Source organism: Streptomyces sp. NPDC102402, from assembly GCF_044765765.1.
GTDB lineage: Bacteria > Actinomycetota > Actinomycetes > Streptomycetales > Streptomycetaceae > Streptomyces.
In genome coordinates this window covers 53,813-73,785 of sequence record NZ_JBIWKR010000012.1, presented here as the reverse complement: position 1 = coordinate 73,785, position 19,973 = coordinate 53,813, and the positions used below count along the sequence as shown (strand labels likewise).

The following is a 19,973-nucleotide window of genomic DNA, read 5'->3' as shown; positions in this document are numbered from 1 at the left end:
CGCACCCGGCCCGGAGCCCCTTCTCACACGGACATCGGCTCCAGCTCGCGCCAGAACCTCCGTTCGTCCCTCGCGATCCGGGTCAGGGGATGCTCGTCGCCGAGCTGTCGTGCGAGTTCCTCACCCGTCTCGGTCCTCAGCCTCAGCGCCTCGTCGTTGCGCTCCATCGCGTCGAGCGTGACCGCGAGGTTCGATGTCATGGCCAGGGTCTCCGCGTGATGCGCACCGAGGACTTCCCTGAGCTGTCCGACCAGCCGGCGCTCCGTCTCCAGGACCAGTTCGAGATCCCCTCGGCCGGCCGTCGCGTTGGCCAGGTTCATGACGCAGAACAGCGTGTTCGGGTGCTCGCGGCCGAACACTTCGCGCATCGAGGCGACCACCCGGGTGAGCAGCCTCTCCGCATCGACCGTGGCGGCGGTCCCCGAGAGGTAGACGCCGAGGTTGTTCTGCGCGGCCAGGGTGTACGGGTGATGCTCGCCGGGCACCTTCATGTACTGGTCGACCACCTCCTGCGCGGCGTCCCTGGCCCCGGCGGCGTCCCCCGCGGCGAACAGGTCGGCCGCCATGTTGAGGTCGCAGGCCAGCGACTCGGGGTTGGCGGAGGTGTACTTGGCCCGGTACCTGGCTCTCGTGGCCACCGTCAGCCTCCGCGCGTCCTCGAGCTGACCCGCCCTGCGCAGCGAGACCGCCAGGCTCTTGGCGACGCTGAGCGTGGTGGGGTAGCTGCGGCCGAGCGTCGCCTTGTAGCTGTCGTAGGTACGGCTCAGCAGACCGACGGAGTCCTCGTACCGTCCGACCTCACGCAGGTCGCGGGCGAGGCTCATGGCCGAGGACAGGCTGTACGGATGCTCGGGGCCCAGTACCTCGGAACGGAGGTCGTAGACGTCCTGGTCGATCTCCCGCGCCCTCGCGTACTGGCCCACACTCCGCAGGTTGAGTGCCAGGTTGTTGGCTGCGGCGAGCGTCCTCGGGTGCCTGTCGTGGAAGATCTGGCTGAATCCCTCGTGCGCCGCGGTCGCCAGCTCGATCGCCTTCCCGTAGTCGCCGAGCAGCCCCAGGTCGATGGCGAGGCTGCTGGTGGTCATGTACGTGTGCGGATGCTCCGCCCCCAGCACCTCCCGCTGCCGGCTGAGAGTGAACTCGTCGAGTTCCTTGGCCTCCACGTAGCGGCCACGGGTACGCATGATGTTGGAGAGGTGGAAGCAGAGGTAGAGGTACTGCAGGTCCCGCTCACCCAGCATCTCCGCCCAGGCCTCGCGGAGTTCGTCCCCCAGCCGGCCCGCCGTCCGGACGTCTCCCCGCTTCCACAGGTAGCGCACCCGGTCGATCATCAGCCTGCGCGTCTCGGGCTCCCTGCAGTAGCGGGCGTCCGACGGGCCGAGGTGCGGCCAGATCGTGCCGAAGCGCGGCCAGGTCTCGGGGTTGTCGATCGGCTCGTCGTCGTCGGGCCGGGCCCCCGCCAGGATGCGGTGCACGACGTGCCTGGCCTCACGCTGCTCCTCCTCGCTGAGCTGTGCCCTGATCACCGCCTGCACCAGCCGGTGCACCTGGATGGAGTTCGACACCTGGTCGACCTTGGCCAGCGCGAAGCGGCCGATCTCACGGATGACCCGGCCCAGGACCAGCTTCTCCTGGAGCGAGGCGTCATAGGGCTTCAGCGCCTCGATCATCTCCTTGCTGTACAGGAGATTCGCGGAGATCGGCTCGGGGGCGAAGAAGGCGCAGAGCTGGAGCAGGCGCACCGCGGCCGGTGAGCGCTCCTTGAGACGCGCTATGGAGATGTTCCAGGTGGCCGCCACGGGCTCCGGATATCCGGCCGGCTGGTTCAGGGCGAGGACCTGGGGTGCCTGGCTGGCCAGTTGCTCCAGATAGGTCTCGATGGGGGTGGCGGTCTCCGCGATCCACGCCGCCGCCTGCTCGACAGCGAGCGGCAGGTCACCGACCGCCGTGGCCACCTGGGCGGCGTCCTCGTCGCTCAGCCCCGGCGCACGGCGCTTGAGGTGCTCGATCGACTCCTCCCGCAGGAACACGTCCACGGGGAGCGCGTCGCCGTGCTGGGACCAGGTCTGGTTCCTGGACGTGACGAGGATGTGGCCGGAGCCGCCCTGGGGGAAGTAGCGGCTGAGGCGTTCGGGATCGTCGGCGTTGTCGAAGACCAGGAGCCAGCGCTCCGAGGGCACCCCTCGTCGCAGCAGGTCCACGGCCTCCTGCGACGCGGCAGCCATGTCGTCACCGCCCTGGGCGCCGAGCCGTACGGCGAGTTCGGCGAGGCTGGCCACCACGTCGTCGATCTGCTCGGAGGAAATCCACCACACCAGGTCGTAGTCGGCCATGAAGCGGTGCACGTACTCCAGTGCCACCTGGGTCTTTCCGACGCCGCCGAGGCCGTACAGGGCCTGCGGCTGCGGCAGCACGACGGCCATGCCGCCGCCCAGCTGGTCGCGCATCCGTTCCAGGACCAGGGAGCGGCCGGTGAAACCGGGGTTGCGGGGCGGGGCGTTCCAGATCCTGGGCACGGTGCCGGGGAAGCGGGGGCCGGGCGACACACCGTCGCCGAGCTGTACCGGCCGGTCCAGGGCGCGCATCAGGGCCGTGGTGGCGTGCACCTCGTCCAGCCGGAACAGGTCGACCGGGTTGCGGTCGATGTACGGCGTGGAGAGCCGGACGTCGCTGACCCTGAGCGGTAGCAGCTGCCGGCGGCCGCCGGCCGGATCCTCGGCGACCGCGCGCTCCCACAGCTCCACGGCTCGCTGTGACTTGAGATAGGCGCTGGACAGGAGCACGACCGTACGGGCGACGGTCTCGGGCGCGGTGTGCACGGCATCCGGCGGAACCGGTTCGGCGGAGACGTCACGCGGGACCACCCGGAACCCGGCCCGGGCCAGGACCGACTCGATCCAGTCGGCCCACATCCGGTTCTCCGCCACATAGCTGAGGAAGAGATCGGCGGGCAGCGCGGGCCTGCGCCGGGTGAAGGCGTCACGGATGCGCAGCCGCACCTCCTCACCCACCGGGGGCATCGAGGTGATCTCGTGCTGGGTGACGACCGCGGTGAGACGTTCGAAGGCGGACAGGAGCGAGTTGCTCAGCCCGGTCTCGTCGCCGAAGGTGGCGAGGGTCTCCTCGTATGCGTAGTAAGGGCGGTAGGGGATCTCCACCGCGCCCCAGTAGGCGGTGAGTTCGTCACCGGAGAGGTCCCGGGGCAGCCGGTCGAACTTCAGCCGGGCCAGCGCCCGGCCGGCGTCGGCCTTCTCCTTCTCGCCCTCGTCGATCCGCATGGGGACGGGGAAGATGGAGATGGGCCTGCCGGTGTAGCGCTCGGCGATCTGCCGGGCGACGGAGGCCGCACCGTCGATGGACTGGTCGCTGAGGGTGAAGCAGTCGACGAGCACGTCCGGGAGGTGGACGGTGCAGATGTCGGCGATGTCGCTGAGACCTGTGCGGCTGTCGATGAGGATGTAGTCGTAGTTGGCCTTCATGTCGTCCCGCAGGGCGTCGAAGAAGTGGCCGCCGCCGAGCCGGTCGTAGAAGTTGTCCCAGTCGAAGGTCGAGACGGTCGCCGAGTACTCCCGGTTCTGCCGTCCCGCGGAGACGAAGTCCAGGGTGCCGCCGCGCGGGAACTCCCAGCCGAGCGCCTCGGGGTTGAGCGAGACCGCGTGCGGTTGGATGCGGGCGTAGTCGCGGTGCCAGTCGTCGGCACGCTGGGCGGGGTTGGTCGCGGCCCAGGCGAATTCGGTGATCAGGTCGATCACACCGGTGGTGGCCCCGAGCGTCGACGGGTCGAGGAAGGGGTGGAAGAACCGGTGGAGTCCCGGGGCTTCCAGGTCCCAGTCGACGGCCAGCACCCGCTTGCCGTTGGCGGCGAGGATCCAGGCGGTGTTGGCCAGGGCCATGGTCCGCCCCGTGCCGCCCTTGTACGAGTAGAAAGTGACGATGCGCCCGTCACGACCGGCTGTCATACGTCCTCCGCATCCGTCGCAGGGTCGTGCATGTCGGGTATGAACTGGGTGTTGCCCATGGGCCCCATCAGCCGCGTCCGCTCACTGTGCCGTCCGCCGGCCGGTGGATAGACCGTCGCGTGTCTCAGATACTGCTGGGCGGCCACCTCGACCACTTGGGGCAGGATCTGGCCGAACGCTTCCATGCTGGGTACCCCCTTGGCGGCGACGCGGCAGAAGGCCCGCCCCTGCTGCATCTTGACCGGCATCGTCTGCTCGAGCTTCTCGGTCAGTTCGGCCTCGGCCGCTCTGCTCTGGTGGTCGTCCCTGCACCAGGGGACGACCATGGTCACCCAGGGCCGGTTCTCGGCGTCGAAGGCGGCGAGGCGCCGCCTCAGGTCCTCGTCCTGGAGGGCCCAGCGGTCGACCAGGAGGATTTCGGGCGCACTGGGAGACTGCTTCCCCTCCCGCTGCCCGGGTTCCTCGTCGAACGACGCGACGACGGCCTGGTAGTTGAGCGAGCGCACGAGCTCCTCGGCGACGTACGCCAGTGGTCTGGCAGCAGCCGGATGGTACGGATTCCACTCCTGCGGATTGTCGCCGTAGTACTCCGGGTTCCTGCCTTCCGGCAGGTCGTGGCGGGTGGGTGCGGCGATGGTGATCCGCATGGGCCTGGGGGCCCCCGCTCCGCTGCCCGGGGCGCCGAAGGCGCTGGGGACGAGACGGAAGTCGAGCGGCCTGCCCGAGCCGATCTGCACGGTGTCGGCGACGTGGACGATGCGCTTCGCCAACTGGTAGACGGCCTGCTCGTAGTCCTGGGCGAACAGGGTCAGTTTGATCAGCCCGTAGAGGCCGTCACTGACGTAGCGGTCACCGAAGTCGCGGTGGTTGAACTGTAACCGCTCGGCCGGCCCCGGGAGCTGGGTCGCCGGAACCGGAACCCAGAGGGCGGGCACGATGGCCTCGGCCTGCTGATTCGACCGGGCGCGATGATGGATCGCGCGCTGTTCGAAGGCGTACCACTCCTTGCCGCACATCTCGCTGGCGAAATAGCGCGGCGAGAACAACGGGACGAAGACCCGGCAGTTGGCCAGGACATTGCCCAGCCGCTCGGACCAGCCCTCGCCGGAGCGTATCTCCCTGTCCATGAACCCGGCCGGCGCTCCTGCGGGAAGATTGGTCATGGCCATCACATGACCGCAGAGATCTTGGAATAGCCGTTCGACCCACATATCCGGGTCCGATCCACCGCCGTACCCCGGTGTATGCGCGTAGCTCAGAAAGAAGTACGGCCGATGGTCCGCTCGCTGTTGCGTCATGCGTGCACACGACCCCCCGTCCTGTGTGAGCACCCGCATCCCATGACTATGGAGAGGGTGCGAGCGAATTCATCATTCCGGAGCGGACTGTGCTCCACCCCCATGGCGTTCGGTCAATCAACGCCGCTTTTCAGTCATCCATACCCAGGATTCATCGAACAGGTTCGGGATCGGCGGGTTTCACGAGGCCGTTCATCCCACTTGCCCCATGTGCACCTCGCACCTCATCCCGGAGCGACCTCAGCAGCCGCATTCCTCCGACAGTCGGCTCTGCGGCCCCATCCATCATGTCAAGCGCCTCGGGCACCCCGTCCATGAATCCGGGGACGAGGAAGGAAAGTCCCACACGTTCATAGGTGTCGGCCAGTAGGCGAGAAAAGGGGACCTTCCGATTCCACTCCCAGGGAAGCCGGTACTCCCAGGCCCCGTCCAGCGCGAAAAGATCCGTGACGTCCAGCAGCGCCCGCAACCTGGCCCGCCGCAGACCGCTCAGCAACTGGACGGCGAGAGCCTGGCTGTCCTCGGTCATCGTCAGGCCGATAGCCCCGTAGCCGTGCGGCCGCCTGGCGTTCCGGCCGGCGACGAGCGGTGTCACGGTGGTCAGCTCCTCCGCGGCGTCCGCCGCCTGTGCGGGCGTCACCCTCTCCAGCAGCTCCCACGCCCGGCTGACGCCCTCGGCCCACGCCTCGGCGTCCGCCCGCCCGAGGCGGGGCGCGGCCGGAGCGTCGAAACAGTCGCGGTAGGGATCCAGGTCATCGAGGGCGAACTCGTGCACACCCCCTGCGGTGAACTGCCGTACGGGGAGCCAGTCGGAGCTGTCCGCCCCCCTCGCGACGATCCGGCGTCCGCCGCCCTCCTGCCGGACCGAGAATCCGCCGTCGGCGGCTCGCACCCGGACCCGGCCGGTGTCGCCGGGCCCGGCGACACAGAGCTCGCCGAGTGTGGGCAGGAAGAGCCTGCCGTCGCGGTAGTCCACGGAGACCGCGAGGTCCAGCCCGGACCGCACCGCCGCGGCCGCCACGTAGGCGGGCAGCCGCAGCGCCTGCCCCACGGCCTCGGGCCGTTCGGCGTGCAGCCCTTCCATCACGTCCAGCAGCCAGGTGCGTGTGTACGGGTGGGCCAGGACGCTGTCGAGCCCGGCGGCCCCGTCCTCGGAGGCCTCCAGCGTTCCCGCGAGCCCCCACGCCTCCTCCCAGCGCGCACCGCCCCTGCCGTCCAGCGCTTCGTTGAGACCGGCGAGGAGCACCCGGGTCAGGTCGTACTGCTCCGCGACCAGCGCGTGGCGCTCAGCCACCGCCGGGGACACGGTCGCCGCGCTCGTACGCGCTTCGATCCCCCGTACCAGCGCCTCCAGGTCCGCGCAGTAGACGGACGGGTTGTCGAAGTCGTTCGCCGCGCTGTACCGGTGCGTGTAGAGCCCTCCGCCGCAGGACCGCACGACGGGGCAACGGCGGCACGTCTCGCTGACGCCCGCCAGGCCGAGCTGTCGGGCGCGCACTCCGGGATGGGCCGCGACGTCGTCGAAGGAGTGCGAGAACACGTCGAACCCGGTGGCCGCCGCACCCTCGTAGGCGCTCTTGAGCGAGTCGACCTGCTCCAGCTGGCCGTCCGTCTCGACCACCACCAGATCCGTGGGGGCGAGCCCGAGGGACTCGGTCAGGCTCGGACCGCCGTTCAGCGTGGAGAGCACCGAGGAGAACAGGCGCACCGGCACAGGGGCACCCTCCTCCTGCCAGCGGTCGAAGACCGCGAGGAGCCACTCGGCGTACGCCGTGGCGGATCCGTCGGGACGGGGAGGCTGCTCGTCCCATGTGGCGTGCGGGAGGAGGAAGTCGATCAGCGGTGGGTCGAGCGCGATCAGGGCGTCCAGCACGGCGTGCGGGTCGTTCTCGATGTCCACGGTGCACAGGAGCCCGAGATTGAGGTGGCTGTAGCGGTCCTGACGGAGCAGCTCGACCCCCTTCAGCACGAGGGGGTGGCTGCTGCGTCCGTCCGCGAAGCGTCGGTGCCGGTCGTTGGCCGCACGGTCGCCGTCCAGGGAGATGCCCACCCTGACACCGAACTCGTCGAAGAGGTCCAGATAACGAGGGCTGAGCTGCAGGCCGTTGGTGTGGATCCTGAGGTCGAGGTCGGCGACACCCGACAGGGCGGACCCGAACTCCTCGCATACGCGGCGCAGACGGGCCGGGCCCGCAAGCAGAGGCTCCCCTCCGTGCAGGATCACTGACACGGAGGGCAGTGCGTGTGTCTTTGCGTGCTCAGCCAGACGCTGGGCAGTCCTGGCGATGACGTGATCAGAAACCGTCTTGGGCCGGGTTCTCCAGCTCTGATCCGCATGTTCATAGACATAGCAATGATCGCAGGCGAGGTCACACCTGCTGTGAACCTTCAAAATGATTTCGCGGAACGGGACCGCGGGGCCTGTCATTCCACCACTCTAGTCCAGCCGCAGCACACATCCGGCCGACGGCAACAACAGCCTATCGCCCGAACGGGTGGAATTCTGACAGCCTTTACGACATCTGCGGCCTTGCGCTTCTACAGCGAGGAGTTGAACGTGGAGATCTCCGTCGGGCGTCCACCTGCCGTCGCGAGCACCCTGCCCATCTTCCTGGCTGCTGCACTGCTGGATGCTTCGATCTTCGCAAGCGGCACACGACGCTTCGCGCCAGCGAAGTTCGGGGTTGATTCGTAGGTCTTCACGGCCGTCCTTGATGGGCTCGTTCCGGACACGGAAACAGCACCGGCACCTGCACCATTGCAGTGTCCGGCGGCACGACTTTACTCTCATGGCCCTGGTGCGCAACTCGACTCGTACAGCAGTAACCCGAGTGATTTGCACGACTACTCCAAATGGGCAGGAACCCATTCATCGGCTGACCAGGACGGCCACCACATCGAATACAGGAGTGATCATGACGGCGATTCCAGGACCGCTGCAGAGCATGGTCTTCAGAAGCGCTGATCTGCCCGCACTCTTCCACCACACCGACGCCGTCGCCGTCGCGCGCCAGCGTGAGGCGGTGAACACCACCCGCTGCCAGCTGGTCCTGCTCGTCCTCGGCACGGTGCCCGCCGCACTCCCCTGGCACGCCGAGGTGGGGGCCGGCGTTCAACTGCTGCACGCCGTTGCGGTGTCGGCGTATCTCGGTGTCCTGATCACGACCTACCTGGGATCCCGGCGCAAAGCGAAGTCGCATTGGCAACTCAACCGTTCCGCGGCGGAGTTCATCAAATCGAACTGCTGGCGCTACGCCGTCCACGGCTCGCCGTTCGACTCGGCCGTCCAGCACCCCGAGGCCGTCTTCGCCAGCCGGCTGGAGGAAGGGCTGCAGGAGCTGCGGAAGGTCGGCTGGGACGACCCCCGGGAGCAGATGCCCGACTCGGGCGGCAACCTCATCACCGCGTCCATGCGGGAGTTACGGGACAAGGCGTTCACCGTACGCAAGGAGACCTACGTCCGGGACCGGCTGATCGAGCAGCGGCGCTGGTACCGCAGGCGCAGACTCGTGTCGCGGCGCGGGGCGCTCGTCTGGTCGAGCACCATCGCCGCTCTGACGCTGCCGGCGCTGGTCCTCGCGCTGCTGCAGACCTTCGGCGGCGCCGGGTCCCTCGCGCTGACGGGGACGTGCTCCGCCGCCGCGGCCGCCTGCCTGGCCTGGAACGAGATGCGCCGGCGTCACCCCCTGGTGTCCGCGCACTCGCTGGTCGAGGAGGACCTGGAGAGCATGCAGGCCGCGATGGAGACGACCCTCACCGAGCGGCAGTGGGCGGCGGCCGTCTTCGAGACCGAGCGGATCGTCTCCCCCGAGCACACCGACTGGCTCGTCAGGCACCGGATGTGAGGGCGTGCCGGCTGGAAGCCTCGCTCCACGCCGTCGAGCGAGGCGCTAGCCGCGCTCCACACCGTCGCGCCAGATGACGGTGACCGGCCGCCCGAGGCTGCGGGCGTACGTCACGATGTCTCCGGTGCCTCCGAGGCCCCGCGCGGGCCTGCCGTCCCAGACCGCGATCAGCCGGTCGCAGTGGTCCGCGATGTAGGTGCCCGCCGCGTAGTAGGCCTCGTCGGTGGAGTGCGGGAAGTCGAGCCGGACCTCGCGTGCGGCCCGCGCCCTGAGCGCGCGGTAGCCCGCGAGCTCGGACTCGTCGGCGAAACCGGACTCGTAGTCCCCGCTGGGGATGACCACGGTCAGCTCCGCCCCGTGGGCCAGGGCCAGGTCGGCGAACAGCTGGTCGGCCCCCACCGCCAGGCTGGAGAGCGCCTCCAGGGAGCCCGCGTGTCCGCACAGAGCGGCCCTCAGCTCCTCCCGCACGTGCGCGTGGAGCTCCTGGGGGATGGAGCGGTGGCCGGTCACACCGATGCGTTTCACGGACTGGAACCCCCTGGTGTCTGCGGGGGCTTCCGGAGGCAGGCCTCCGAACGGGCACAGCGTCCGCCCCCCCGTGGTGCCTGTGCGACCGGCCGTCTCCGACATCCTCTCAAAAGCCATGGGCCGAACGGGAGCCCCCGCCGGGGATCGGCGGGGGCTCACAGGAGTGCGGAGGTGAACCGGCCGGAGTCAGAACACGCTGACGCCGTACGCGCTCAGCGCCTCGGTGACCGGCTGGAAGAACGTCGTCCCACCGGAGCTGCAGTTGCCGCTGCCGCCCGAGGTGAGGCCGATCGCCCGGGTGCCCGAGTAGAGCGGGCCGCCGGAGTCGCCGGGTTCGGCGCACACGTTGGTGCGGATCATGCCGTAGACGATGTCCCCGCCGCCGTAGTTGACCGTGGCGTTGAGGCCGGTGACGGAGCCGCTGTGGGTGCCGGTGGTGGAGCCCCGGCGGGTGACGGACATGCCGACGGTGGCGTTGGCCGCACTGGTGATGTCCTGGCTGCCGACGGTGCCGGACTTGGTGACCGAGGTGTTGGTGTAGCGCACGATGCCGTAGTCGTTGGTCGGGAAGCTGGAGCCCGTCGTGGTGCCGAGGACCGTGGTCCTGGCGGAGTTCGACCACCAGGTCCCGGCTCCGTCGGTGCAGTGGCCGGCGGTCAGGAAGTAGTAGGTGCTGCCGCTGCGGACGTTGAACCCGAGGGAGCAGCGCCAGCTCGATGCGTAGATGGCGTCACCGCCCGAGATCAGCTTGCTGAGTTTCCCGGGGGTGCGTTCGATGCGCAGGGCGCCCGCGTTGGCTCCGGCGGACTGCTTGATCTGCTTGATCTCCGTCTGCGAGACGGTGCTGTCGACGGTGACGACGAGCCGGCCGGTCGCCGGGTCGACGTTCCAGGCGGTGCCGGCGACGTCGGCGTCGAGTACGGCTTCTCCCGCCGCGCTGAGCTGGCCGGCGCTGTACGTTCCGGACTGCTCGGCGTTGGCCGCCGGGACCGCGAGGGCTGCGACGGCGACGAGACCGGCGGAGACGGCGGTGATCCGCCTGCGTCTTCCTGCGCTGTCGGTGCGGGGGTTGGTGCGCTTGATCCTCACTTTACGTTCCTCCCGAGGGGAATCGGGGGCCCGACTGTGGGGTGGCCGGACCCGTGAGGCGCGGTCATGGGGCGCCGGTGCGGTCCGGAAGACGGTCGAATTCCGGATGCGTCGTGCTCCTGACGAGCGCTGATCGGGAGTATCGAGGGCCTCAACCGGCCGCGCAAGGGAGCGTTTTCGGCCGTTTCCGCGCACACCGAAGCCGGCCCCGGCAGCCCTGGGGCTGCTGGGGCCGGTGTGCTCGGCCCTCGTGTCCCGGATGGGACGGGTCAGCCGTCGATACGGTTCCGCTCCCCCGCCGGGACGGCCACCGTCAGGGTGTTCCCCGGTGGCGGGAAGGGGCAGATGAAATGGTCGGCGAAGGCGCACGGCGGCAGCAGGGCGCGGTTCAGGTCGACCCGCACCCTGCCCTCGCGGTCGGGTGCGGCCGGCCGCAGGAAGCGGAACCGGTAGCTGCTGTCACCGCTGGTGGCGTCGGCGAAGACGGCCCAGAGCGAAGCGTCGGGTTCGACGGCGACCTGGAGGGTGTGCTCGCGCCCGTCCACGGTGAAGGCGATCTCGCCGGAGAGCCCCAGTCCACGCTCGCGCCCGTCGGCGTTCCCGACGCGGACGGTCCGGTCGGTGCCGTACGGGCGGAAGGTGCCCTCCAGCGACCACTTCGGGTCGTACGGGGTGGCGTCGATGGTCCGGAAGGCGTGCCGGGCCGGGGACCCCGGGTCGAAGTCCCTTACCGCCCAGAGTCCTTCCCTGCTCAGCACGACCAGCCGGCGCTCCCCGTGGGACACCCGGGAGGCGTCGATGGGACCGCGGTCGGCGCCGAGCCGGATCTCTCCTGTGAAGGGCTTCCCGTCGACGGTCAGCCCGTCCTCGGGGGCGGCGGTGAGGAGCACCTCGTCGCCCTGTTCCCGCCACAGCCCGGGGACGGCCGGAATTCGACCCTCCGGATGGTCGGCGAGCCAGTGCGTACCGGTGAGGGAGAGCGGGCCGTGCGGCGCTGCGACGGCGACGATGCGCCCCTCGTGCCAGCGCTGCCAGGCGTGGAAATCCTCGCTGTCCTGCTGTGCGTCCGTGCTCATGCGGTCAACCCTTCCATACCCGCTCGGCCAGGCCGAGGTGCGACCTCAGCGTGGACCCGGTGTATTCGGAGCGGAAGGCTCCACGCTCCTGGAGCAGCGGGACGACCCGGTCGACGAACCCGTCGAGGCCGCCCGGGGTCAGGTGCGGTACGAGGATGAAGCCGTCGGCCGCGTCGACGGCGACGAACCTCGCCAGTTCGGCGGCGACCGTCTCCGGGGACCCGATGAAGGACTGCCGGGCTGTGGACTCGATGACCGTCCGGCGGATCGAGAGGCCCTTGGCCTCCGAGAGCGCACGCCACTCGGCGGCCACGGAGAGGGGGTCCGCGACCCTCACCCTGCCCTGGACCAGGCTCGACCCGGGGACCGGATCGATGTCGGGGAGGGGGCCGTCGGGGTCGTACGAGGAGAGGTCGCGGCCCCAGACCTGTTCGAGCGCGAGGATGGCGTTCTGCGGCGAGACCTGCTGGGTGCGGATCTCTGCGGCGTTCTGCTGGGCCTCCGCGTCGGTGTCGCCGAGTACGACGGTGACACCGGGCATGATCTTCAGGTCGTCGGGCTGCCTGCCGTACTTCGCCAGACGCCCCTTGACGTCCGCGTAGAACTCCTGGCCGGCCTCCAGGGTGCCGTGCCGGGTGAAGATGACGTCGGCGGTGGAGGCGGCGAACTCCCGGCCCTCCGCGGAGTCCCCCGCCTGGATGACGACCGGGTGCCCCTGAGGTGAGCGGGGGACGGTGAACTCCCCGGCGATGTCGAACTGCGGCCCGGAGTGGGCGAACGGCCGGGACGTGCCGTCCGGCGTCCAGGAGTCCCACAGCTCCCGGGCGGCTGCCACGAACTCTGCGGCCCGGGTGTACCGGTCGGCCCGGTCGAGGTAGCCGCCGCGGCGGAAGTTCTCCCCGGTGAAGGCGTCCGACGAGGTCACCACGTTCCATGCGGCACGGCCCGCGCTGAGGTGGTCGAGCGTGGCGAGGCGGCGGGCGAGTTCGTAGGGCTCGTTGAAGGTGGCGTTGACCGTGGCGGCGAGCCCGAGGCGCTCGGTGACGGCGGCCAGGGCGTTGAGCACGGTGAGGGACTCGGGCCGGCCCACGACGTCCAGGTCGTGGATCCGGCCGTTGTGCTCGCGCAGCCGGAGCCCTTCCGCGAGGAAGAAGAAGTCGAACCGTCCGCGTTCGGCGGTCCTGGCGAGGTGTTCGAAGGAGCTGAAGTCGATCTGGCTCCGGGAGCGGGGGTCGGTCCACACGGTGGTGCTGTTGACGCCTGGGAAGTGGGCGGCGAGATGCATCTGCTTCATGAGGTCCCCCCTGCTGTCCTCGCGGACGCGTAACGGTTGGCCGGCCTGCTCAGGCCCAGGTGCTCGCGAAGGGTGCCGCCCGGGTAGAAAGTGCGGAAGAGGCTGCGGTGCTGGAGCAGGGCCACGGTGCCGTTGACGATCCGTTCGAGGTCGCGCTCCGGTGTGACGGGCGTGAGGTGGAAGCCGTCGACGGCGCCGCCCCGGTGCCACCGGGTGATGAGTTCGGCGAGGTCGACCGGGCCTCCGCGGAAGTAGGTTCCCCGCCCGGCGAGCTGCGGACCGCTCTCCAGCCCCGGTTCGGGCGTCGTCTCGGCGTCCCCGAGGTCGACGGTGAGGGAGACCAGGACCCGCAGGCTGTCGGGGTCCCGGCCGTGGGCGGCTGCGCCGCGGCGCAGCTCGTCCGCGAGCACGGCCGCCTGTTCGGGCGAGGTGGCCCGTACGTGGACGACGTCGGCGTGGCGCGCGGCGGGCTCCCTGGCCGGTCCGCTCGTGCCGTCGATGACGGTGACGGGCCGGCCCTGCGGCGGCCGGGGCACGATGGCCGGGCCCCGGACGGAGAAGGTGCTGCCCTCGAAGTCGACGTAGTGGAGTCTGTCGCGGTCGACGAAGCGGCCGGTGGCGACGTCCCGGATCTCGGCGTCGTCCTCCCAGCTGTCCCAGAGCCGTGCCCCCGCGTCGGCCACCTCCCCCGCCTCGTGCCACAGCGCGGCAGGGGGTGCGGCGGCGCGGCGGCCGAACAGCCGGGCCTCGGCCTCGGTCGTCGACACGTCGGCGTGCCAGCCGGCCCGGCCCTTGCTGACCCAGTCGAGTGTGGCGACGGCGGACGAGACGTGGAAGGGCTCGGTGTGGGTGGTGGTGACGGTCGGTACGAGGCCGATCCGGGTCGTGGCCGGGGCGACCCGGGCCAGTACGGCGAGGGCGTCGGGGCCGGGGCGGGCGAAGGAGTCGTTCAGGGTGACGTAGTCGAGCGCACCCCCTTCGGCAAGCCGGGCGAGCGCGACGTGGGAGGCCGCGTCGTAGCGCGGGGGGCCGCCGATCTCGGCGGCGAGGTGGAGTGGCCTGATGGCGGACATGCGGGACCTCTCGGGGTCAGTTCTCGGTCTTGGGGAGGCCGGGCGGGTTGATCTCCGACCTCTCGACGGCCTCGTCGGACAGGCCCCAGCGCTTCAGCACCTTGGCGTACGACCCGTCCTGGATGATGTGGTCGATCGCGGCGCCGTACGCCTCCGCCAGACCACTGCCCTTCTTCGTGGTGGCGGCGATCTTCCCCTGAACGCCGTCACCGCCCCCCGAGAGCGTGCCGATGATCTCGGACTGCCCGGCGGAGGCCACGTGGTAGTTGGCGGAGGGGCTCGGGCCGAGGTGGGCGTCGATGCGGCCGGACCGGAGGGCCAGGTAGTAGTCGGTGTCCTTCTGGAAGTACTTGATGTCCACCGGCTCGCGGCCCGCCCGGACGTTCTCCTCGCTCCAGTCGACGAGGATCTTCTCCTGGTTGGTGCCGGACGAGACCGAGATGGTCTTCCCCGCCACGTCGGAGGGGCCGTCCACCTTCCAGCCGGATCCCTTCGCGGCCTCGAAGGCGATGTTGTCGAGCCGGTAGGTCGCGAAGTCGTACTTCTCCTTGCGCTCCTCGGTCACGGTGACGTTGGAGAGGACCCCGTCGAACTTGGAGCTGTCGAGACCGACGAAGAGGTTCTCCCAGGAGACCTCCTCGAACTCCGGCTCCAGGCCCAGGGTGTCGGCGATCAAGGTCGCGAGGTCGATCTCGCTGCCGATCCGGGTCCTGTCGTCGGTCGCGTAGAAGCCGAGCGGTGGCGAGGCATCGGCGCTCGCGCCGAGCCGCAGCGTGCCGCGTTCGCGGACGGCGGCCGGCACCCCGGCGGCGATGGAGTCCACCTTCCTGCCCCTGATCCGGTCCTGGTGGGGGCCGATGTTGATACCCGTGTCCTTCTGTCCCCTCGGGCGGATCACGTCCTCGGCCGCGTCGCTGCTGCCGCAGGCGGTGAGGAGCCCGGCGGCGGTGAGCGTGGCCAGGGCGACGGTGAGGGCGCGGCGGACGGACACGTGGCTGCTCCTTGATTGCGGGGACACGGCTCAGAGGACCTTGGAGAGGAAGGCGCGGGTGCGTTCCTGGACCGGGCGGTCGAGTACGTCGGCGGGCGTGCCCCGCTCGACGATCCGTCCCTCGTCCATGAAGACGACGGTGTCGGCGACCTCGCGGGCGAAGCCGATCTCGTGGGTGACGACGATCATCGTGGTGCCTCCGCGGGCCAGGTCCTTGATGACGTCGAGGACCTCGCCGACGAGCTCGGGGTCGAGCGCGGAGGTCGGCTCGTCGAAGAGCAGCAGTTTCGGTTCCAGGGCGAGAGCGCGCGCGATCGCGACACGCTGCTGCTGGCCTCCGGAGAGCTGCTTGGGGTAGGCCCCCGCCTTGTCGGCGAGCCCGACGCGGGCCAAGAGCTTCTCCGCCGCGGCGACGGCGTCCTTGCGGGGACGGCCGAGGGCGGCGATCGGGGCCTCGATGACGTTCTCGAGGACGGTCAGATGGGGGAAGAGGTTGAAGTTCTGGAAGACGAAGCCGATCCGGGTGCGCTGGCGCAGGACCTCGCGTTCCCGGAGCTCGTACAGCTTGTCGCCGGACCTGCGGTAGCCGACCAGCGTGCCGTCGACGCTGATCCAGCCCTGATCGACCTTCTCCAGGTGGTTGATGGTGCGTAGCAGGGTGGACTTCCCGGACCCGGAGGGGCCGAGGACGACGGTCACCTCTCCGGCGCGCACTGACAGGTCGATGCCGCGGAGCACTTCGAGCGGACCGAAGCTCTTGTGCACGGAACGGATCTCGACCATGGCGTCGGGTCCGGTGACTTCTTCTGTGGGTGCGCTCATCGCACGGCCCCCTTGGCGTAGTGACGTTCGACGTAGTACTGGAGGACGGAGAGCGCGGTGGTCAGGAGGATGTACCAGACCGTGGCGACCATGAGCAGGGGCACCACCCGCCCGTTGCGCCCGTACACGACCTGGACCTGGTAGAAGAGTTCGCCGATCGCCATCACGGAGACGATCGAGGTGCCCTTGAAGAGGGAGATGATCTCGTTGGCGGCGTTCGGCAGGATGGAGCGCATCGCCTGCGGCAGCACGATCCGCCGCAGCTGCCGCAGCCGCGGGATGCCCAGCGCGGCGGCCGCCTCCAACTGGCCGCCGTCCACCGCCAGTACGCCGCCGCGGACGATCTCCGCCGCGTACGCCGCCTGGTGCAGGGCGAGCCCGAGGACGGCGGCGCTCATGGCCCCGACGAGCTCCATCGTGTCGAAGGTGACGAATCCGGGCCCGAACGGGATGCCGAATTCGAGCTCCTTGTAGAGGTACGCCAGGTTGAACCAGAACAGCAGCTGGACGATGAGCGGTATCGAGCGGAACGCCCAGATGTACGCGTACGAGACCGCCCTGAGGAACGGGCTCGCGGACAGCCGCATGAAGGCGAGGACGATGCCGAGCGCGAAGCCGATCACCGTGCCGTAGAAGGTCAGCTGCAGGGTGACCCATACGGCCCGGAGGATGGTCTCGGTGGTCACGAAGCGGGCGAAGACGTCCCATTCCCAGCCGGGGTTGGTGATCAGGCCGTTCAGGAACTGGGCGAGCAGCACGGCCGTGGCCGCGACGGCCACCCAGCGCCACGGGTGGCGTACGGGGACGACGGTCAGGGCCGCGTACTCCTGGAGGACGTGCTCCTCGCCGGGGGCGGGCCGGGCCGGTGGACGGACGGGAGGATCGCTGGTCAGCGACATGTCGGGGGTTCCTTCGGGCAGTGGCACGGACGGGGGCGCACTCAGGCGGTGACGCGGTCCCGACAGGAGAGGTCGCGCAGGAACGCGAGCGCCGTGCGGGCGGTCGCGTCGTTCTGCCGGAAGGCCGGGCCACCGGTGCGCGGCCGGGTGAAGGCCCCGCTGGAGCGCGCGGTGGTGTAGGGGCCGAGGGCGAAGCGGCGCGGATGGGGGCGTCCTTCGCGGTCCAGGATCCGGCCGTCGGCTGGGTCGACGGAGAGCAGCCCGGTGCCGGTGCCGGCCGCGCCGTCCTCGTACAGCCCGCTCAGCAGCCGGCTGCGCGTCGTTCGCAGCGAGGGGTCGGGCAGCCGGGCCTCGACCAGGGCGCGGGCCTCGGTGGACGCGCCGGGGACGGTGGTGCCGCGGGCACGGAAGACGCCGTGTTCCTCGTCGGCCTCGACGGTCATTCCGGCGCCGAGGAAGCGTACGACCCCGGCCCGCGAGAGGGCGAGGAGCTGGCGAAGCCGGGGCCCGGGCGGCCCGGATGCGAGGTAGCTGAAGAAGCCGTGCCACCGCTCGCCGATGTCGCCGAAGCGGGTCAACTGCCCGTAGACGGAGAGCAGCCCGAGGAAGACGGCGAGGTCAGGGCTGTGCCGGGGGTCGTGCCGGCGTTCGAGGTCGGCGGTGATGTAGGCGCGCAGCCCGTCCTGCAGCGAGTCGTACGAGGCGTGGCGCACCCCGTCGAGTGGATGGTCGAGGGCATCGAGGTCGAGCCGGTCCGCGGGGTCGGGGACGGCGGAGGCGACGAGGGCCGCGAGCTCGGGGCTGCCGGGCGCGGCGACGGCGTAATCCTCCTCGAAGTCGCTCAGGTCCACGGCGGTGCGCTCGGGATGGGCGGTGAGGAGCCGGTGGTAGTGGGCGTGGCCGAGCTCCTTGGCGACCAGCGGCCAGAGGTCGCGCCGGAAGTCCGGGGGGCCAGGGCGGCCCAGGATCTCGTCCGCCTGGTCGGCTCCGAAGTGCCGTGGCAGGGGCGGCCGTTCACCCTCCAGGGAGTAGCCGATCTTGGAGTGGTACGGGACGCCCCGCCGCGACCCGACATACAGGACGGGCTCCTTGCCGGAGGGGATGTAGACCCCGTCCTCGTAGCGCCCGCCGCGGCCTTCGGTGAGCAGCACCATCAGGTCGATGAAGGCGAGGCCGAAGCCGCGCACGAGGACGGGTTCTCCCGCGGGCAGGGCCGTCAGGTCGGTGTCGGCGGTGAAGCCGGGCGGCAGGTGGACCAGCCCGTGGCGCGCGGCGAAGGCCGCCAGTTCCTGCTGGCCGGCGTCCGGTTCGGCGTCGAGGTGGCCGACGGCGAGGACGACGAGGTCGGCGTCGAGCGGTTCGGCGCGCCCCTGGATCCCGACACGCTGCCGGCCGTCAGGAGGTCCCGAGACGCACAGGGCGTGTCCGGTGTGCTCGTGGACGGTGATGCCGGGCGGGAGGGCGGCGAGCGTCCGCTCGTACACCCAGCGCAGGTAGGCGCTCTGCAGCCGCCGGCTGGGGAAGTCCTGGCCTCCGAGGGCGTGGACCTCCGCCAGGATCCCGGGGTCGGTCCGGATGACGGTCCGCCCTTCACGGACGTCCGCCGCCCAGGTGTGGAGGGCGGGGCCCGGGCGGACCGGGCCGTCCAGCAGGACCGTGTCGTCGGTGAACATGGTGACGTCCTCGGCCATGGAGTTCATCCAGAGCAACGGGGACTGGTCCTCCCGCCAGATCCGTCCGCCGCCCGGCGGGTACGGATCGACGAGGTGGATGTCCAGGGGCCGGCCCCCGTACAGCTCGGCGGCGTTGGCGGCTATTCGCTCGATGACACCGGTGCCGCGCGGTCCGGCCCCGATGACGACGAGCGTCGGTCCGGCGCTCACCGCGCGCCCGCCGTGCCGCGTGCGTAGTGGCGTTCGACGTAGTACTGGCCGATGGACAGGAGCGAGGTGACCGCCACGTACCAGAGGGTGGCGACCAGCAGCAGCGGGATGACCTCGTAGGTGCGGTGGTAGACGAGCTGCACGGAGTACAGCAGGTCCTGCACGGCGATGATGCTGACGATCGAGGTGCCCTTGAGCGTCCCGATCAGCATGTTCCCGGCGGGCGGGATGATGGAGCGCATGGCCTGCGGCAGCACGATCCGCCGGAGCCGGCGCCAGGGCCGGAGGCCGAGCGACTGGGCGGCCTCCAGCTGGCCGCGCTCGACGGAGAGGATGCCGCCGCGGACCACCTCGGCGGCGTACGCGGCCTCGTGGAGCGTGAGTCCGATGACTGCGACGGTGACCGGGCCGAGGAGGTTGACCGTGTCGACGCCCAGGATCTGCGGGTAGAGGGCGCCGATGTTGAACCAGAAGAGCAGCTGGACCAGGATCGGTGTGGACCTGAAGAGCCAGATGTAGCCCCAACTCACGGCCCGCAGAACGGGGTTGCCGGAGAGCCTGCACACCGCGAGCAGTGCGCCGAGGGCGAAGCCGAGCGCCATGACGAGGCCGGTGAGCCAGAGGGTGAGGCCGAGGCCCCTCAGTACGGAGTCGGTCGTGAGGTACCGGCCCACGACGTCCCACTGGAAGGCGTCGTTGCGGACGACGGAGACCAGGGCGCCGGCGAGGAGGAGGAGGACGACGACTGCCGCCGCCCACCGGCCGGTTCGGCGTACGGGGACGATGCGCGGGGCGGGCCCCCCGGTATGTCCGCCCGGCGGGGACGAGAGGGGCGGGGAAGAAATTTCTGTCTGCGCGGACATGCGAAGGCTCCGTGGATGCAGAGATCGAACACGGGGCGTGCCTTCAGCGCGTAACACAACGTGGACCGGGCCCCTCAGCGCCGGTCCGCCTCCGAGAAAAGCGCCACCCCGGTCACGTTGTCAAGCTTGTCCACAGTATGAGCCGTACGTCTCATGCCGGTTGACGCACAACCGGATGCCTGCTCCACTTGGGCCATGTATTCGCAGCTGTGGCTGGTCACCCGCTCCCACATCGACTTCGGTCGCGTGTGGTCCTGTTCCTGTTGAGCTGACCCCCCTGCGTCTCCGTTCTTCCCGCTCGCGCCCCTGCCGGCGCTGGAGCGGCCTTCCCTGCGTTCCTTCACGTACACGAC

15 protein-coding genes are annotated in these 19,973 nt (G+C 70.2%); 1 reads left to right on the top strand and 14 read right to left on the bottom strand.

Annotated elements, in window-relative coordinates; all coding sequences use genetic code 11:
* Positions 1 to 23 precede the first annotated feature (23 nt).
* From fxsT to ACIRJR_RS28285, 4 genes are all read right to left on the bottom strand, one after another.
* A complete protein-coding gene (fxsT, locus tag ACIRJR_RS28300) occupies positions 24 to 3,959 on the bottom strand; it encodes an FxSxx-COOH system tetratricopeptide repeat protein (protein ID WP_403785747.1) in 3,936 nt (1,311 codons plus the stop codon).
* A complete protein-coding gene (gene fsxC, locus ACIRJR_RS28295) occupies positions 3,956 to 5,296 on the bottom strand; it encodes an FxsC protein (RefSeq protein ID WP_403785745.1) in 1,341 nt (446 codons plus the stop codon). Before fsxC ends, fxsT begins: the two co-directional genes overlap by 4 nt.
* A gap of 112 nt (positions 5,297 to 5,408) precedes the next feature.
* The gene (fxsBH, locus tag ACIRJR_RS28290) at positions 5,409 to 7,685 is read right to left on the bottom strand and encodes a radical SAM/SPASM protein FxsBH, inactivated beta-hydroxylase extension form (RefSeq protein WP_403785743.1); all 2,277 of its coding nucleotides are present in this window, start codon (positions 7,683 to 7,685) and stop codon (positions 5,409 to 5,411) included.
* A gap of 110 nt (positions 7,686 to 7,795) precedes the next feature.
* Positions 7,796 to 7,864, bottom strand: a complete 69-nt coding sequence (locus ACIRJR_RS28285; RefSeq protein WP_403785949.1) for a hypothetical protein — start codon at positions 7,862 to 7,864, stop codon at positions 7,796 to 7,798.
* Positions 7,865 to 8,172: 308 nt separating this feature from the next.
* On the opposite strand from ACIRJR_RS28285, the gene ACIRJR_RS28280 reads away from it, so the two are divergent.
* Positions 8,173 to 9,102, top strand: coding sequence for a DUF4231 domain-containing protein (locus tag ACIRJR_RS28280; RefSeq protein WP_403785741.1), 930 nt, complete (start codon positions 8,173 to 8,175; stop codon positions 9,100 to 9,102).
* Positions 9,103 to 9,147: 45 nt separating this feature from the next.
* Here the strand turns inward: ACIRJR_RS28280 and ACIRJR_RS28275 are convergent, their stop codons facing one another.
* The 10 genes from ACIRJR_RS28275 to ACIRJR_RS28230 form a co-directional block, all read right to left on the bottom strand.
* Positions 9,148 to 9,627, bottom strand: coding sequence for a hypothetical protein (locus ACIRJR_RS28275; protein WP_403785739.1), 480 nt, complete (start codon positions 9,625 to 9,627; stop codon positions 9,148 to 9,150).
* Positions 9,628 to 9,816: 189 nt separating this feature from the next.
* Positions 9,817 to 10,719, bottom strand: coding sequence for a S1 family peptidase (locus ACIRJR_RS28270; protein ID WP_403785737.1), 903 nt, complete (start codon positions 10,717 to 10,719; stop codon positions 9,817 to 9,819).
* 269 nt (positions 10,720 to 10,988) lie between these two features.
* Positions 10,989 to 11,795, bottom strand: a complete 807-nt coding sequence (locus ACIRJR_RS28265; RefSeq protein WP_403785735.1) for a DUF1684 domain-containing protein — start codon at positions 11,793 to 11,795, stop codon at positions 10,989 to 10,991.
* A gap of 4 nt (positions 11,796 to 11,799) precedes the next feature.
* Complete coding sequence (locus ACIRJR_RS28260) at positions 11,800 to 13,080, bottom strand: NtaA/DmoA family FMN-dependent monooxygenase (protein WP_403785947.1); 1,281 nt, start codon at positions 13,078 to 13,080, stop codon at positions 11,800 to 11,802.
* A 5-nt stretch (positions 13,081 to 13,085) separates the two neighbouring features.
* Positions 13,086 to 14,162, bottom strand: a complete 1,077-nt coding sequence (locus tag ACIRJR_RS28255) for an LLM class flavin-dependent oxidoreductase (RefSeq protein WP_403785733.1) — start codon at positions 14,160 to 14,162, stop codon at positions 13,086 to 13,088.
* Between the two features lie 16 nt (positions 14,163 to 14,178).
* On the bottom strand, positions 14,179 to 15,153 hold the full coding sequence (locus tag ACIRJR_RS28250) for an ABC transporter substrate-binding protein (protein WP_403785731.1): 975 nt from the start codon (positions 15,151 to 15,153) through the stop codon (positions 14,179 to 14,181).
* Between the two features lie 30 nt (positions 15,154 to 15,183).
* On the bottom strand, positions 15,184 to 15,936 hold the full coding sequence (locus ACIRJR_RS28245) for an amino acid ABC transporter ATP-binding protein (protein ID WP_403785945.1): 753 nt from the start codon (positions 15,934 to 15,936) through the stop codon (positions 15,184 to 15,186).
* Positions 15,937 to 15,971: 35 nt separating this feature from the next.
* Positions 15,972 to 16,874 carry an amino acid ABC transporter permease gene (locus tag ACIRJR_RS28240; RefSeq protein WP_403785729.1) on the bottom strand — a complete coding sequence of 301 codons (903 nt, stop codon included), beginning with the start codon at positions 16,872 to 16,874 and terminating at the stop codon, positions 15,972 to 15,974.
* Positions 16,875 to 16,915: 41 nt separating this feature from the next.
* Positions 16,916 to 18,757, bottom strand: a complete 1,842-nt coding sequence (locus tag ACIRJR_RS28235; protein WP_403785727.1) for an FAD/NAD(P)-binding protein — start codon at positions 18,755 to 18,757, stop codon at positions 16,916 to 16,918.
* The gene (locus tag ACIRJR_RS28230; protein WP_403785725.1) at positions 18,754 to 19,620 is read right to left on the bottom strand and encodes an amino acid ABC transporter permease; all 867 of its coding nucleotides are present in this window, start codon (positions 19,618 to 19,620) and stop codon (positions 18,754 to 18,756) included. Before ACIRJR_RS28230 ends, ACIRJR_RS28235 begins: the two co-directional genes overlap by 4 nt.
* Between the last annotated feature and the right edge of the window lie 353 nt (positions 19,621 to 19,973).